Consider the following 14,922-nt stretch of genomic DNA (forward strand, 5'->3'; position numbering starts at 1 on the left):
AGAACGCAGAAGACGCACCGCGCAAGAACCGCAGACGCACCGCAGAAAGGAACGGCCCCATGCGAGAGCAGCAACCTCCCTTCGCCGACCGGGGGTTCTACCTGGGCCCGGTGTTCCGCCGGGCGGCCGACCGGCACGGCGCCGTCTTCGTCACCCTGGACCAGCCCCTGGACACCCATCCCGCCCTCGGGGTCGACCTCACCTACCCGGCGCTGGCGGACGTCGTCGAGGAGCTGTCCGGACAGCTGTGGGAGGCGGGCGTACGGCCCTCGGAGCAGGTCGTCGTACACAAGACGGACAACGTCGACATCGTGCTGCTGACCTGCGCGGTCTCCCGTATCGGCGCGGTGCCGGTGCTGCTCTCCCCCGGTCTGGCCGGTGAGGTGGTCGGGGAGCTGGTCGAGCGGCTCAGGCAGCCGTGGCTGGTGACGGACCGGGCCAAGCTGGAGGGGCCGCTCCAGGGCGTCGGGCTCCGGGTGCGACAGGTCCTCTCCGTGGACGACGGGCCGGGAGCCGAGCCCCTGTCGAAATACTCCGGCGCCGAACCCCCGCCCGCTGTGCGCCTGCATCCGCGTGAACCGGCCCTGATCACCCACAGTTCGGGTACCACCGGCCTTCCCAAGCTGGCCGTGCACTGCGCGAACACCATGTGGAACCGGCTCGTTCCGCAGAAGGCGATGGGCTGGCCGACGCGTGGGGAGACGGCGGCGCTGCACATGTCGTTCGTGCACTCGCGCTTCTACCATCTGCTCGGCGTCCTGCTGCACTTCGGCAGCCCGCTGGTGCTGATCACCGACCCGGACCCGGCCGCCGTGGGACCGCTCCTCACCAGACACCGGCCCGGCATCGTGGAGACGCACCCCAACACCTTCGTGCTGTGGGAGGAGTTGGCCGACGCGCCCGGGGCGCCGCTGTCGCGGGTGCGGTCGTACGGCTCGACGTTCGACGCGATCCATCCGCGCACGGTACGGCGGCTGCTGGACGCCTCGAAACGCCGTACGCCCTGGCTCATCCAGTTGTACGGGCAGAGCGAGACGGGGCCGGTCGCCTTCCAGTGGTTCACCCGGCGCAGTGCCGCACGCGCGGACGGGCGGCGGGTCGGGATCGGGATACCAGGCTTCACGCGTGTGCGGGTCACCGGGCCCGACGGGCGGCCCGTCCCGGCGGGCCGGACCGGGCGGATCGAGGCCCGGACCAGGGGCCGCATCCTCACCTATCTCGGCATGCAGGACCGCTACGACCGTCAACTCCACGACGGCTGGTGGGAGATGGGCGACATGGGCTACCGAAGCCGTCTCGGCGGCCTGCACCTGATCGACCGGGAGATCGACCGGATCGACTCCGTGCACAGCAACCTGGAGGTCGAGGACACCCTGATGGAGCGGCTGGAGGAGCTGCGGGAGGTGGTCATCGTGCCGGGCGCCAACCGGGAGCCGGTGCCGGTGGTGTGCGTGCGCGGGGAACAGCCGCTGGACCCGGAGCGCTGGCGGGACGCGACGGCCGATCTGCCGGCGATGGCCGAGCCCCGGCAGTGGCGGTTCGAGGAGCTGCCGATGACGGCGACCTGGAAGGTGAAGCGGGTCGAGATCACCCGGATGCTGGCCGAGGGTGCGCGCGCGTGACACCGGTGGTGGTGGTCGGTGCCGGGCCCGTGGGCCTGTCGGCGGCGCTCGCGCTGCGGGCGCGGGGACTGCCCGTCGTGCTGCTGGAGGCGGATCCGCGGGACCGTGAACGGCCGGGCAGCCGGGCCCTGTTCGTGCACCGGGAGACCCTCGCGCTGCTCGACGGGATGCTGCCGGGGCTGGCCGACGAGATCACCTCGTACGGGCGGACCTGGCAGACCCGGCGGACCCTGTACCGGGGGCGCGAGGTGTACTCCCGCACCCATCCGCCGAAGCCGGGCCCACCGCCCTTCACCAGCCTGCGCCAGGTCGACACCGAACGCTTTCTGCGGGCCGCGTGCGAGCGGGCGGGCGTGGAGTTCGAGTGGGAGGCGCGGGTGCTGGACGTCCGCGCGACGGCGACCGGAGTCCGGCTGACCTGCGGGGACGGACGGGAGTGGAGCTGCGCGTACGCCGTGGCCGCCGACGGCGCCCGGTCCGCCGTCCGGGGCGTGCTGGGCATCGCCATGGAGGGCGAGCGGGGCGAGGGCTTCCACGTGGTCGTCGACGTGGCCGATGCCCCCGGTGCCGGGCTGCCGCTGGAGCGGGTCTTCCACTACGAGCATCCGGGTGTCGGCGGGCGCAGTGTGATGCGGGTGCCGTTCACCGGGGGCTTCCAGGTGGACCTGCAGTGCCGGGACGGCGATCCGGAGGAGGAGTTCGGGACCGAGGAGGCCGTACGGCGTTGGCTGCCGGGGGTCGTGGGCGAGGGGTACGGCGAGCGGATCCTGTGGGTGTCGACGTACCGCTTCCTGCGCAAGGTGGCGGCCTCGTTCACCGATCGGCACCGGCGGGTGCTGCTCGTCGGGGAGGCCGCGCACCTCTTCCCGCCGTTCGGCGCGCGCGGCATGAACAGCGGCATCGCGGACGCGGTGGCAGCGGCGGAGGCGATCGCCGGTGGAACGGCCGGGACGGTCGAGGCGTTCGCAGACGTACGGCGGTCCGCCGCGCTGTTCAACAGTGCCGCCGCCGGTGCCGCGTTGGACCATCTGCGGCCCCGGCGCCGGATCGTCCGGGCCGGACAGCGGGCGGCGGCGGCGCTCGCACCCGTGCTGCCGTGGTGCGGGTCGTGGCTGGAGCACGCGCCGTACGGTCCACGGCACGGAGCGCCGGTGAACGCCGGCGGCAAGTACTGAGGGAGAAAGGAACGGCTGTGACACAACCGGTCGTCGCGGAGGGCCTGTTGGCATGGTCACCGAGTCGGGGGATGACCCCGTCCACGGAGCCGACGGCACCCCTGCTGGTCGCGGATTCCTGGCTGGTACGGGACGGCAGGGTGCGCGGTCTCGAACGGCACCGGGAGCGGTTCCTGAGGTCCTGCGGCGAGGTGGGCGGACCACCGTTGCGCCGGCTGCTGGAGTTCTGGCGGGACATGACCGGCACGCTGCCGCGCACGGGCGAGTGGTTCCCGAGGGTCGAACTCGCGCCCCGTTCGCTGGAGTTGCGGCTGCTACTGCGGCACGCGCCGCCGCTCGGGGCCGGCGTTCGGGTCTGGGCGGCGGGCCAGTCCGATCCGCGGACCGTGCCCCGGCGCAAGGGACCGGACCTCCCCACCCTCGCCCGGGTACGCGAGCGCGCGTCCGGACAGGGCGCGGAGGAGGCGGTGCTGGTCGCGCCCTCCGGCACCGTGCTGGAGGCGGCCACGGCCAGCGTGCTGTGGTGGGAGGACGACACCCTGTGTCTTCCCCCGCCCCGGCTGCCGGTCCTGCCCGGAGTGACCGTCGCCCTCGTTCAGGAGCGGGCCCGGCGCGACGGCATCACCGTCGCCCACCGCGAGCGGACCGTGGCCGAGCTGGACGGCCGTGAGGTGTGGCTGGTGAACGCACTGCACGGAATCCGACCGGTGACGGAATGGGCCGGCGGGCCGCTGCGGGCGGCGCCTGCGAGACGCGCCCCGGAATGGCGGGCGTGGCTGGACGACATCATGGAGCCGCTGCCGAGCTACTGAATTCCCTCGACGGAAATACCGATGGAAATACACCGATGAAAATGCGCCGCGTCGAACAGGACGCGGCGCATTTGGAGCTGACTGCATTCAGGTCATTTTCTGGTCTTCAGCTCTTCGGCTTCGGCTGATAAGCCCCCGGTACCATTCGGGTCGCGATGGCGATCCGGTTGTACGCGTTGATGACGGTGACCGCCCAGATCAGTGCGGCGATCTGCGTCTCGTCGAAGACCTCCGCGGCCTCGGCGTAGACCGCGTCCGGCACATGACCGTCGTGCACGAGGGTCACGGCCTCGGTCAACGCCAGTGCGGCACGTTCGCGGGCGGTGAAGAAGGGGGTCTCGCGCCAGGCGTTCAGGGCGTAGACGCGCTGTTCGGTCTCCCCCGCCGCGCGGGCGTCCTTGGTGTGCATGTCGAGGCAGAACGCGCAGCCGTTGATCTGTGAGGCGCGGATCCGGATCAGTTCCAGGAGTTCCGGTTCGACCTTGGCGTCCTCGGCCGCGGAAACAGCGGCGCCATGCAGGGAGCCCATGGCCGCGGACACCTCGGGGGTGACTTTCTTCAGGGCCACACGGGATATGGATTCACTGTTACTCATGAGGTGACTCTATCCGCGCGAATGCATTTCGGAACAGGAAACTACTGAAACAGGTCCGCGTTATTCGGGCAGCACCGCGCACAGCGCCTTGAGCGCTCCCGACCAGGCGTGGTCCGGCGGTGTCCCGTAGCCCACGACGAGCGCGTCGCATCGCTCGACGGTCGCCTCGGGGTGCTGGTAGCGGTGCAGGCCGTGCACCGCGAGGCCGTGCCAGGCCGCCGACCGCAGCGTCGCCTGTTCGGTGCCCGGCGGCAGCCGAAGCACCACGTGCAGGCCGGCCGCGATCCCGGTGGCGTGGACCTGCGGGACCCGCCGTGCGAGTTCGGCCATGAGGGCGTCGCGGCGGCGCCAGTACCGCAGCCGGGCGGCGCGCACATGGCGGTCGTAGGCGCCGGACGTCAGGAACTCGGCGAGGGTCAGCTGGTCCAGGGAACCGCAGTTGTCGACGCCGCCCTTGGTCCCGAGCACCTCCGCCATGAGGTCCGGCGGCAGCACCAGCCAGCCCAACCGGAGGCCGGGGGCGAGGGACTTGCTGGCCGTTCCCGCGTAGACCACATGATCGGGGTCCAGGCCCTGGAGGGCGCCGACGGGCTGACGGTCGTAGCGGAACTCGCCGTCGTAGTCGTCCTCCACGACCAGGCCGCCCGTGCGGCGCGCCCAGTCGACGGCGGCCGCCCGACGGTCGCGGTGCAGGGTGCCGCCCATCGGGAACTGGTGGGCGGGGGTGAGCAGTACCGCGCCCTGATCGGTCAACTCCCCCGGATCCGTGCCGCGTTCGTCGAACGGCAGCGGCACACTCCGCAGACCTGCGCCCGCCAGCAGGTTCCAGTGCGCGTCGAGGCCGTACGACTCCACGGCGACCGTGCTCGCACCGCGGGCCCGCAGCACCGCGCCGAGGAGGCGCAGCCCGTGCGAGAACCCGGCGCACACCAGGATGCGGTCGGGGTCGGCGCGCACACCGCGGGCACGGGCGAGGTAGTCGGCGAGGGCGGTCCGCAGCTCGATGCGGCCGCGCGGGTCGCCGTAGTCGAAGGCCTGGTAGGGAGCGGTGGCGAGAGCACGGCGGGCCGCCTTGAGCCACTGGGTGCGGGGGAAGGAGGCGAGGTCGGGGGTGCCGGGGACCAGGTTGTAGGCGGGCCCGGTCGGTGGGTCAGAGACCGAGGAGGCGGATGCAGGCACCGGTGGCGGACCGGACACCGAGGAGGCAGATGCAGACCTCGGCGGCGGGTCGGCCGGGGCCCAGAGGTGCGAGGTGGGCCCGGGGGGCAGCGTGACCGTGCGTTCGGCGACCCGGGTGCCCGAGCCCTGGCGGGCCGTGAGCCAGCCCTCGGCGACCAGGTCGGCGTAGGCGTCCGCGACCGTGTTGCGGGCGATGCCGAGGTCGGCGGCGAGGGTGCGGGAGGAGGGCAGCCGGGTGCCGGGGGTGAGGCGGCCGGTGCGGACGGCCTCGCGCAGGGCGTCGGTGAGGCCCCGCCGGATGCCCGGCCCGCGAGGTTCCAGGTGCAGGTCGACACCGAAAGTGGCCCAGGATTTCGCCATGGAAGTGGACCATACTCCTGGGCTGCCTGGCTCCTAGGGTCGAGACATGACCACTGAGGAGACCGTCCGTCACGCCCCCGAACACACACCCCGTCTGGCCTGGGCCCAGCACGCCCCCGAGGTCTACAAGGCGATGCTGCGCCTGGACACGGCCGCCCGGAAGGGCCTCGACCCGAGGCTCCTGGAGCTGGTGAAGATCCGGGCCTCGCAGCTGAACCACTGCGCGTTCTGTCTCGACATGCACTCCAAGGACGCCCTCGCGGCCGGGGAGAGTGTCGAGCGGATCATCCAGCTCGGCGCCTGGGAGGAGTCGAGGCACTTCTACACGGAGAAGGAGGCCGCGGCCCTCGAACTGACCGAGGCGGTCACGGTCCTCACCGACCGGTTCGTGCCCGACGACGTGTACGCGCACGCGGCCAAGTACTTCGAGGAGGCCGAGCTGGCCCAGTTGATCGCCGCGATCACGGTGATCAACGCGTGGAACCGGTTCGGCGTGACCTGCCGTATGGTCCCGGGCCACTACGAGGCCGGGAAGCACCAGTGAGCCGTACGGACCTCCTCGACCCCGAGGTCGGACGAGCCCTGTCCGCGCTCAGCGCGGCCGCGAAGAAGGGACTCGGCGACCCCGCCCTCGCCGAACTCGTCGTCATCCGGGCCTCGCAGCTCAACCACTGCGCGTTCTGCCTGGACATGCATCTCGCGATCGCCCGGGAGCACGGGGTGAGCGAGCAGCAGCTGGACCTGCTGGCCGCCTGGGAGGAGGCCGAGGGCGTCTACGACGAGCGCGAGCGGGCCGCGCTCGCGCTGACGGAGGCGGTGACCGTCCTGACGGAAGGCTTCGTGCCGGACGCGGTCTACGCCAGAGCCGCCCGACACTTCGACGACCGTCGACTCGCCCATCTCATCGGCCTGATCGTCGCCATCAACAACTGGAACCGGGTGATGGTCAGCCGCCGCATCCCACCAGGGGGGCGCACGCCATGAGGAAAGTGGACGTCTTCCGCGCCCTGCACCGCAAGCGCCTCCCCGGCGACCCCCTCGTCCTGCCCGGTCCCTGGGACGCGTCGAGCGCGCGGGTGATGGAGGAGGCCGGGTTCCCGGCGCTCGCCACGCCCAGCGCGGGGATCGCGGCCTCGCTCGGGTACGAGGACGGGTCCACGCCGGCCGACGAGATGTTCGCTGCGGTGGCGCGCATCTCACGGGCCGTGGACATCCCCGTGTCGGCGGACGTCGAGGGCGGGTACGGGCTGGCGCCGAAGGAGCTGGTGGAGCGGCTGCTGGAGGCCGGGGCCGTCGGCTGCAACCTCGAGGACTCCCACGCGGGTGTCCTCAAGGACCCGCACGAGCACGCCGAGTGGCTCGCCGAGGTGCGGCACGCGGCCGGTGACCGGCTGTTCGTCAACGCGCGCGTGGACACCTTCTCCTACGGCGACGGCGACCCCGAACAGGCCATCGAGCGGGCCGCGCTGTACGTCGCCGCGGGCGCCGACTGCGTCTATCCGATCGACGCCCCGGCGGACGTACTGCCCCTGCTGCGGTCCGGTGTGGAAGGGCCGGTCAACGTCTTCGGGCACCTGAACGGCGAGGGCCCCTCGCCCACCGCGCTCGGTGAACTCGGGGCCACTCGCGTCACGTTCGGGCCGGCCCTGCAGCGCCGGGCGGCGCGGGCGCTGCGCGGGACGGCCGACGAACTGAGGCGCTGAACGCGGTCAGGACAGCCACGTCTTCCAGGTGGACGCGTGGCTGTCCACCCACTTCTTTGCCGCCTTCTCCGGCGTCAGCTTCTGGTCGGCGATCATCAGGGAGACCTGGTTCTGGTCCTCGGTCGTCCACTTGAAGTTCTTGAGGAAGGCGGCCGCCTTGCCGCCGCTCTTCGCGAAGTCCGTGTTGAGGTACTTCTGCAGCGGGGTGTGCGGATAGGCGCAGGTGATCTTCGCCGGGTCCGCGTCGCAGCCCTCCTTGTAGGCGGGCAGCTTCACCTCGGTCATCGGGACCTTCTCGAACAGCCACTGGGGGGCGTACCAGTAGGTCAGGAAGGGCTTCTTCTCCTTGGCGAACTGTTTCATCTGGGTGATCTGCGCGGCCTCCGAACCGGCGAACACCACCTGGTAGTCCAGGTCCAGGTTCTTCACCAGCGCCTTGTCGTTGGTGACGTAGGACGGGGAGCCGTCCATCAGCTGGCCCTTGCCGCCGCTCTCGGCGGTGCGCAGCTGGGAGGCGTACTTGTTGAGGTTCTTCCAGTTCGTGACGTCCGGGTGCTGCTTGGCGAAGTACGTGGGGACGTACCAGCCGATGTGCCCGGTCACGCCGAGTCCGCCGCCCGGCGTGATCGTCTTCTTGTCCTTGACGTACCGCTGTTCCTGCTCGGGGTGGCCCCAGTCCTCCAGGATCGCGTCGACGCGGCCCTGGCTGAGCGCGTCCCAGGCGGGGACCTCGTCGACCTGGACGGTGTCGACGCGGTAGCCGAGCTTGTGTTCGAGGAGGTACTGGGCGACGGCCACGTTGGCCTGCGCGCCGACCCAGGACTGGACGGACAGGGTCACCGACTTGGCGCCCTGGGCGTTGGCGAAGGGCGAGGCCTGCTTGGTCATGTCGGCGGCTCCGCAGCCGGTGAGCAGCAGCAGGGCGCCGCCCACGGCGATCGCGCGTGCGCGCATGTCAGGCTCCCTTCCTCGTGCGGCGTTCGGTCGGCTGGGTGACCCGGTCGAGCATCAGGCCCAGGCACACGATGGCCGCGCCGGCGACCAGTCCGGTCGCCAGGTCGCCCTGGGCGAGGCCGAAGACGGTGTCGTAGCCGAGCGCGCCTCCGCCGACCAGGCCGCCGATGACGACGACGGCGAGGACGAGGACCACGCCCTGGTTGACGGCGAGCAGCAACGCGGGCCGGGCCAGCGGGAGTTGGACCTGCCGAAGCTGCTGCCAGCTGGTCGCGCCGAGCGACCTCGACGACTCCATGGCGGCCGGGTCGACCTGGCGCAGGCCCTGCGTGGTGATGCGGACGACGGCGGGCAGCGCGTAGACGACGGCCGCCGCGGCGGCGGGCGCGCGGCCCACGCCGAACAGTGCGACGACCGGGATCAGGTACACGAACTGAGGCATCGTCTGGAAGACGTCCAGGACGGGCCGGAGCAGCCGTTCGACGCGGTCGCTGCGGGCCGCGGCAACGGCGGTCGCGAAACCCAGGACGAGGGTGACGGCGACGGCCGCCAGGACCTGCGACAGAGTGTCCAGCGCGGGCGTCCACACCCCGAGCACGCCGATCGCGGCCATGGCGAGGACCGCGGTGAGCGCGGTGCGCCAGGTGCCGATCAGCCAGGCCAGGGTGGCGACGATGAGCAGGACGGACCACCAGGGCAGCCCCTGCAGGCCGTCGCGGACCGGGTCGAGGATCCAGGTGGTGAAGTGGGCCGCCCAGTCGGCGGTGCCACCGATCACGGGAACACCGGAGTAGAGGTGGTCCGTCATCCAGTCGACGGCCCGGTTGACGGGCTCGGCGATGTTCAGGGTCCAGGAGCCGGGCCAGTCGAGGCGGCCCACAAGGCGTCCGACGACCGCCACGGCCACGGCGGCGACGAGGGCGTACGCCCATCCCGCGCGCCCGGGCCGCTCGATCCCGTCGCCCGCCGCGGCCGTCACCCGGTCCAGGACGACGGCCAGCAGCACGATCGGGATGCCGGCCGCGAGGGCCGCGCCCACGTCGACCGAGGCCAGCGCCTGATAGACGCGGTCCCCGAGGCCGCCGGCGCCGATCACGGACGCGATGACGGCCATCGAGAGGGCCATCATGATCGTCTGGTTGAGGCCGAGGAGGAGTTCCTTGCGGGCCAGCGGGATACGAGCGGTCAGCAGCCGCTGCCGGGCGGTGGTGCCGAGCGACTCGACCGCTTCCAGCACCTCCTTGTCCGCACCCTGCAGGCCGAGCGCGGTGAGACGGGCCATGGGCGGGGCGGCGTAGACGACGGTCGCGAGGACGGCGGCCGGGACGCCCATGCCGAAGACCAGGACCACCGGGAGGAGGTAGGCGTAGGCGGGCATGACCTGCATGGTGTCCAGGACCGGGCGCAGGATCCTGTCCATACGGCCGGACAGTCCGGCGGCGAGCCCCAGCAGGGCGCCGACGACGACCGAGGCGAGCACGGCGACGACCATCAGGGCGAGGGTCTGCATGGTCGGGACCCACATGCCGAGCAGACCGCAGGCGAGGAACGCCGCCGTCGTGCCCAGGGCGAGCTTGACGCCGGCGACACGCCAGGCGACGAGGGCGCCGAACGCGGTGACGCCGACCCAGCCCGCGCCGAGCAGGACGAGGTACACGGCGTGCACGGAGAGCACGACGGCGTTGCTGACGTAGCCGAAGAAGTAGAGGAACAGCGGGTGGCTGTCCCGGTTGTCGATGATCCAGTCGCTCACCCTGCCGAGCGGACTGGTGAGGTCGACGGTGAGAGCGTCCGGCCAACTGCCGCTGGCCCACTGGGCGTTGGCGAGCGGGACGAGAACGGCCGCGGCGAGGGCGATGAGCAGCAGCTTGTGGACCGCCCGGTGCTTCAGCAGGCCGGTGGGAAGGGTGCGCGGTGTGGACGCGGTGACGGTCGCCATCAGACGGCCTCCTTGCGGAGCTCCGTTCCGGCCACGACGTCGATGAGACGCTCGTGGTCGACGACGCCCAGACAGCGCCCGTTCTCCACGACGCACACCGGCCGGCCGCTGCGGGCGACGACCTTGATCGCGTCGGCGACCACGGCGTCCGGGGCCAGCGCGCCCGGGTGGCCCGGGCCCGCGCAGCCGCCCGGCCGCATGGCCCTGCGGACCGTCATGACCTGCTCGCGCGGCACGTCCCGGACGAACTCGCGGACGTAACCGTCGGCCGGGGAGCCGACGATCTCCTCCGGGGTGCCCAGCTGGACGACCTTGCCGTCCCGCATCAGGGCGATACGGTCGCCGAGCTTGAGAGCCTCGCTGAGGTCATGGGTGATGAAGACCATCGTGCGGCCCTCCTCACGGTGCAGGCGGACGACCTCCTCCTGCATGTCCCGCCGGATCAGCGGGTCGAGCGCGCTGAACGGCTCGTCGAAGAGGAGGACCTGCGGGTCCACCGCGAGCGCCCGCGCCAGGCCCACGCGTTGCTGCTGGCCACCGGACAGCTGGGAGGGCTTGCGCTGTTCCATGCCCTCCAGGCCGACCTTCGTGACGACCTCGGCGGCCCGCGCCCGGCGCTCGGCCCTGCCCATGCCCTGGATCTCCAGGCCGTACGCCACGTTGTCGAGGACCGTGCGGTGCGGGAGGAGACCGAAGTGCTGGAAGACCATCGCGGCCCGGTGGCGGCGCAATTCGCGCAGCCGGGACTTGTCCATCGCGCGGACGTCCTCGCCGTCGATGCAGATCGTGCCGGCCGTCGGCTCGATGAGGCGGGTCAGACAGCGCACCAGCGTGGACTTGCCGGAGCCGGACAGGCCCATGACGACGAAGACCTCGCCCTTGCGGACATCGAAGCTCACGTCGCGGACGGCCGCCGTGCAGCCCGTCTGCGCGCGCAGATCGGCGGGGTCGAGGGCAGACAGCTCGGCGTCCTCCGGAACGCGTTCCGCCTTGGGGCCGAAGACCTTCCACAGGCCGTCGACGGAGAACACGGGATTGTCCGTCGTCGGCGGCTTCTCCATGGTCGCGGTCGTACTCATCACGCACCACCTCCCAGCAGGTCTACGGCTTTCTCGCCGACCATGAGCACCCCGATCATGGGGTTCACGGCGGTCATGGTCGGGAACACGGACGCGTCGGCGATCCGGATGCCGTCCAGCCCGCGGACCCTCAACTCGGGGTCGACAACGGCCTGTTCGTCCTCGGCGGCACCCATGCGGCAGGTGCCGGCCGGGTGGTACACGGTGTGCGCGACCTTGCGGGCGTACTCGCTCAGCTCCTCGTCACCGGTGACGTCGGGGCCCGGGCACACCTCCCGCTTCAGCCAGCCGGCGAGCGGTTCGGTCCGCGCGATCTCGCGGGCGATTTTGATTCCGTCGACGAGGGTGCGGCCGTCGTAGTCGTCCTCGTCGGTGAAGTACCGGAAGTCGAGGGCGGGCTTGACCTCCGGGTCCGCACTGGTCAGGTAGAGACGGCCGCGGCTCTTCGGCTTGGGGATGTTCGGGGTCATCGAGACGCCGTACGCCGGGCGTTCGTAACCCAGACGTTCAGGGTTGTCCGTGAAGGGGACCTGGTAGAAGTGGAACATCAGGTCAGGGCCCGCGTGATCGGGGTCGCGGCGCACGAACAGGCCCGCATCGGAGTCCATCGCGGAGTTCTCGGGGATCGGTCCGTTCGTCTCCCAGACGATCACCGACTCGGGGTGGTCGAGAAGGTTCTCGCCGACGCCCGGCAGATCGTGCACGACGGGGATGCCAAGCGCTTCGAGGTCCTCGCGGGGGCCGATGCCCGAGTGGAGCAGCAGCCGGGGCGAGTCGACCGCGCCCGCACACAGGACGACTTCGCGGCGGGCCCTGATCAGGGTCTCCTCGCCGTCCTTGGCGCGCACGTGCACGCCTTGCGCGCGCGTGCCGTCGAGTTCCAGCCTGTAGGCCCAGGTCTCCAGCAGGATCGTGAGGTTGGGCCGCTCGTCCATCACCGGGTGCAGATACGCCACCGACGCCGAGGAGCGCTTGTTGTTCTCCGGGTGGTAGGCGAGGTCGAAGAAGCCGACGCCGTCGTCGAACGGCTTCTTGTTGAAGCCCTCGACACGGGGGACGTCCAGCGCCTTCTGGGCCGCGTCGACGAAGTCGCGGGCGATGGCGTTCCGGTCCTTCTCGTCGACCGGGACGATGTTGTTCTTCAGCCGGGCGTAGTACGCCTCCATCGGCACCGCGCCCCAGCCCTTGGCGCCGGCCTCCTCCCACTCGTCCCAGTCGGAGGGCAGCGGCTTGAAGGCGATGAGGGTGTTGTGGGAGGAACAGCCGCCCAGGACCCGGGCGCGGCTGTGCCGGATGTGGGAATTGCCGCGTGGCTGCTCGGTGGTGGGGTAGTCGTAGTCGAGCTCGCCGCCGAGGAGGCCCATCCAGCGGCGCAGGGTGAGGACGTCGTCTCTGCCGACGTCGCTGGGGCCGCCCTCGATGACGGCGACGGTGACGTCGGGGTTCTCGGTGAGGCGGGAGGCTATGACGGAGCCTGCCGTTCCGCCGCCGATCACGACGTAGTCGTATTCGTTCTCGTGCATGGGGGGTACTCCAGGAGGTCTCGCGTGGGGGGAGACGGTTCGGTGGGCCAGCGGCTGGGTGGCTTGAAGGCCCGGTGGCTTGGTGGCCCGGTGGCTTGATGGACGATTGGCTCAGCCTCTGTACCGACCGGCGTGTTTGGCGGCCGAGTGGCTGGGTGGCCGAGTGGCTCAGTGGCTGACTGGCCCAGTGGCTGACTGGCTCAGTGGTCGACCAGCCAGGTGGCGGACCGGCCAGGTGACCAACAGGCCGGGTCACCGGCCGACCAAGTGGCCGACTGGCTCAGCCTCCGAACCACCGCACCGGCTTCGGCGCCAGGTTCTGGTAGACGTGCTTGGTCTCGCGGTACTCGGCGAGCCCGGCGGGACCGAGTTCGCGGCCCACTCCGCTCTTGCCGAAGCCGCCCCACTCCGCCTGCGGAAGGTAGGGGTGGAAGTCGTTGATCCAGATGGTCCCGTGACGCAGCCGCCCCGCGACCCGGCGGGCGCGTCCGGCATCGGCGGTCCAGACGGCGCCGGCGAGGCCGTACTCGGTGTCGTTGGCGAGGGCCACGGCCTCCTCCTCGGTCCGGAAGGTCTCGACGGTGAGAACCGGCCCGAAGACCTCCTCCCGGACGACCCGCATCTCGCGGTGGCAGCGGTCGAGGACGGTCGGCTCGTAGAAGTAGCCGGCGTCGGGGCGTTCCGGGGCCGGCTTGGGCCGCTGACCGCCGGAGCGCAGCACCGCGCCCTCCTCCAGTGCGGAGGCGACATACGACTCGACCTTGGCGCGCTGCTGCTCGGAGACCAGGGGCCCGCACTCGACGCCGTCCTCGGTGCCGCGGCCGAGGCGGATCCGCCCGGCCCTGAGCGCGAGTTCGGCGACGAAACGATCCCGCACGGACTCCTCGACGATGAGGCGGCCGCCCGCCGAGCAGACCTGGCCGCTGTGGATGAACGCGGCGTTCAGGGCCTGGTCGACGGCGGTGTCGAAACCCTCGGGGGTGGTGCAGGCGTCGGCGAAGACGACGTTGGGGTTCTTGCCGCCGAGTTCGAGGGCGACCTTCTTGACGCTGGGGGCGGCTGCCTGGGCGACCTTGGTGCCGCTGATCAGGCCACCGGTGAAGGAGACGAGGTCGACGTCGGGGTGCTCGGCGAGCCGGGCGCCGACAGTGTGGCCCGGCCCGGTGACGATGTTGGCGACACCCTCGGGCAGACCGGCCTCGGCCAGCAGCTCGATGAGCGCGATCGTCGTCATCGGGGTGATCTCGCTCGGCTTCACCACGAAGGTGTTACCGGCGGCGAGCGCCGGGGCGATCTTCCAACTGGCCTGGAGAAGCGGGTAGTTCCAGGGGGTGATCAGCGCGCACACGCCGACGGGCTCGTGCACGACGACGCTGTGGATGTCGGGCGAACCGGCGTCCACGACCCGGCCGGGGGCCTCGGCGGCGACGAGGTCGGCGAAGTAGCGGAAGGCGTCGGCGACACAGTCGATGTCGACCCGGCCCTCCTCCACGGTCTTGCCCGCGTCCCGGCTCTCCAGCAGACCGAGTTCTTCGCGGTCGCGTACGAGAAGATCGGCGACGCGGCGCAGCAGCGCGGCGCGTTCGGCGACCGGAGTCAGCGGCCAGGCGCCCTGGCCGCCGTCGAAGGCCTGGCGGGCTGCGGCGACCGCCAGGTCGGTGTCCTTCTCGTCGCCCTCCGCGACCACGGCGAACGGCCGCGCGTCGGCGGGGTCGAGGATCTCACGTGTGGCTCCGGAGACGGCTGCACGCCATTCGCCGCCCGCGTGGATGGTCTGCGGCTCCTGCCGCGCCTGCTGTCCGGCCATGATCGATGTTGCCTTCCGTTCCAGTTCAGTGCCCCTGCGTCACAGACGTGTCACTCACCGGGACCGTCATCGCCTGCCCCCGACCCTCCATTGCATGCGCAATCGATGGCCGAAAGTGTGCTGAGTCACTGAGCATGCGGCCAAATGGGGTAAATCGTACGCTGGTCGTGGCCC

Annotated in this window: 13 protein-coding genes; 6 read left to right on the forward strand and 7 right to left on the reverse strand. The window is 71.3% G+C overall.

The features are described from left to right. The first annotated feature begins 59 nt into the window (after positions 1-59). The 3 genes from ACFYRX_RS03240 to ACFYRX_RS03250 all read left to right on the forward strand — a co-directional run bounded on the left by ACFYRX_RS03240 (position 60) and on the right by ACFYRX_RS03250 (position 3,609). Entirely contained in the window at positions 60-1,622 is a 1,563-nt protein-coding gene (locus ACFYRX_RS03240) for an AMP-binding protein (protein ID WP_389096129.1), read from the forward strand. After that, a complete protein-coding gene (locus tag ACFYRX_RS03245; protein WP_389096131.1) occupies positions 1,619-2,797 on the forward strand; it encodes an FAD-dependent oxidoreductase in 1,179 nt (392 codons plus the stop codon). Before ACFYRX_RS03240 ends, ACFYRX_RS03245 begins: the two co-directional genes overlap by 4 nt. A 71-nt stretch (positions 2,798-2,868) precedes the next feature. Then, complete coding sequence (locus ACFYRX_RS03250; protein WP_389096133.1) at positions 2,869-3,609, forward strand: aminotransferase class IV; 741 nt, start codon at positions 2,869-2,871, stop codon at positions 3,607-3,609. Between the two features lie 106 nt (positions 3,610-3,715). On the opposite strand, the gene ACFYRX_RS03255 is transcribed toward ACFYRX_RS03250, so the two are convergent. Both ACFYRX_RS03255 and ACFYRX_RS03260 read right to left on the reverse strand, forming a co-directional pair. Further along, positions 3,716-4,204, reverse strand: a complete 489-nt coding sequence (locus tag ACFYRX_RS03255; protein WP_389096134.1) for a carboxymuconolactone decarboxylase family protein — start codon at positions 4,202-4,204, stop codon at positions 3,716-3,718. A gap of 60 nt (positions 4,205-4,264) precedes the next feature. Continuing rightward, positions 4,265-5,743, reverse strand: coding sequence for a PLP-dependent aminotransferase family protein (locus ACFYRX_RS03260; protein ID WP_389096136.1), 1,479 nt, complete (start codon positions 5,741-5,743; stop codon positions 4,265-4,267). 46 nt (positions 5,744-5,789) lie between these two features. Here ACFYRX_RS03260 and ACFYRX_RS03265 point away from each other — a divergent pair, with 46 nt between their 5' ends. From ACFYRX_RS03265 to ACFYRX_RS03275, 3 genes are read left to right on the forward strand one after another with little or no spacing between them, the layout of a single operon-like run. Further along, positions 5,790-6,287, forward strand: a complete 498-nt coding sequence (locus ACFYRX_RS03265) for a carboxymuconolactone decarboxylase family protein (protein ID WP_389096138.1) — start codon at positions 5,790-5,792, stop codon at positions 6,285-6,287. Further along, positions 6,284-6,727, forward strand: coding sequence for a carboxymuconolactone decarboxylase family protein (locus ACFYRX_RS03270; protein WP_389096139.1), 444 nt, complete (start codon positions 6,284-6,286; stop codon positions 6,725-6,727). The genes ACFYRX_RS03265 and ACFYRX_RS03270 overlap by 4 nt, the downstream gene beginning before the upstream one ends. After that, positions 6,724-7,446 carry an isocitrate lyase/phosphoenolpyruvate mutase family protein gene (locus tag ACFYRX_RS03275; RefSeq protein WP_389096141.1) on the forward strand — a complete coding sequence of 241 codons (723 nt, stop codon included), beginning with the start codon at positions 6,724-6,726 and terminating at the stop codon, positions 7,444-7,446. Before ACFYRX_RS03270 ends, ACFYRX_RS03275 begins: the two co-directional genes overlap by 4 nt. Positions 7,447-7,452: 6 nt before the next feature. On the opposite strand, the gene ACFYRX_RS03280 is transcribed toward ACFYRX_RS03275, so the two are convergent. The 5 genes from ACFYRX_RS03280 to ACFYRX_RS03300 form a co-directional block, all read right to left on the reverse strand. Next, positions 7,453-8,400 (reverse strand): ABC transporter substrate-binding protein, encoded by a 948-nt coding sequence (locus ACFYRX_RS03280; protein ID WP_389096143.1) that lies wholly within the window; start codon positions 8,398-8,400, stop codon positions 7,453-7,455. Between the two features lies 1 nt (position 8,401). Continuing rightward, on the reverse strand, positions 8,402-10,339 hold the full coding sequence (locus tag ACFYRX_RS03285) for an ABC transporter permease (RefSeq protein WP_389096144.1): 1,938 nt from the start codon (positions 10,337-10,339) through the stop codon (positions 8,402-8,404). Continuing rightward, positions 10,339-11,418 (reverse strand): glycine betaine/L-proline ABC transporter ATP-binding protein, encoded by a 1,080-nt coding sequence (locus tag ACFYRX_RS03290; RefSeq protein WP_389096146.1) that lies wholly within the window; start codon positions 11,416-11,418, stop codon positions 10,339-10,341. The genes ACFYRX_RS03285 and ACFYRX_RS03290 overlap by 1 nt, the downstream gene beginning before the upstream one ends. Beyond that, positions 11,418-12,941: a GMC family oxidoreductase gene (locus ACFYRX_RS03295; protein WP_389096148.1), complete on the reverse strand. Its 1,524-nt coding sequence runs from the start codon at positions 12,939-12,941 to the stop codon at positions 11,418-11,420. The genes ACFYRX_RS03290 and ACFYRX_RS03295 overlap by 1 nt, the downstream gene beginning before the upstream one ends. A gap of 280 nt (positions 12,942-13,221) precedes the next feature. After that, the gene (locus ACFYRX_RS03300) at positions 13,222-14,748 is read right to left on the reverse strand and encodes an aldehyde dehydrogenase family protein (protein WP_389096150.1); all 1,527 of its coding nucleotides are present in this window, start codon (positions 14,746-14,748) and stop codon (positions 13,222-13,224) included. Between the last annotated feature and the right edge of the window lie 174 nt (positions 14,749-14,922).

Origin of the sequence: Streptomyces sp. NPDC005374 (assembly GCF_042872225.1) — a bacterium.
Classification (GTDB): Bacteria; Actinomycetota; Actinomycetes; order Streptomycetales; family Streptomycetaceae; genus Streptomyces.

Coding starts and splice junctions, on each gene's coding strand:
- ACFYRX_RS03260 (WP_389096136.1), bottom strand. CDS start 5,743: ATGGCGAAATCCTGGGCCACTTTCGGTGTCGACCTGCACCTGGAACCT.
- ACFYRX_RS03275 (WP_389096141.1), top strand. CDS start 6,724: ATGAGGAAAGTGGACGTCTTCCGCGCCCTGCACCGCAAGCGCCTCCCC.
- ACFYRX_RS03285 (WP_389096144.1), bottom strand. CDS start 10,339: ATGGCGACCGTCACCGCGTCCACACCGCGCACCCTTCCCACCGGCCTG.
- ACFYRX_RS03295 (WP_389096148.1), bottom strand. CDS start 12,941: ATGCACGAGAACGAATACGACTACGTCGTGATCGGCGGCGGAACGGCA.
- ACFYRX_RS03300 (WP_389096150.1), bottom strand. CDS start 14,748: ATGGCCGGACAGCAGGCGCGGCAGGAGCCGCAGACCATCCACGCGGGC.
- ACFYRX_RS03290 (WP_389096146.1), bottom strand. CDS start 11,418: ATGAGTACGACCGCGACCATGGAGAAGCCGCCGACGACGGACAATCCC.
- ACFYRX_RS03250 (WP_389096133.1), top strand. CDS start 2,869: ATGACCCCGTCCACGGAGCCGACGGCACCCCTGCTGGTCGCGGATTCC.
- ACFYRX_RS03265 (WP_389096138.1), top strand. CDS start 5,790: ATGACCACTGAGGAGACCGTCCGTCACGCCCCCGAACACACACCCCGT.
- ACFYRX_RS03240 (WP_389096129.1), top strand. CDS start 60: ATGCGAGAGCAGCAACCTCCCTTCGCCGACCGGGGGTTCTACCTGGGC.
- ACFYRX_RS03280 (WP_389096143.1), bottom strand. CDS start 8,400: ATGCGCGCACGCGCGATCGCCGTGGGCGGCGCCCTGCTGCTGCTCACC.
- ACFYRX_RS03255 (WP_389096134.1), bottom strand. CDS start 4,204: ATGAGTAACAGTGAATCCATATCCCGTGTGGCCCTGAAGAAAGTCACC.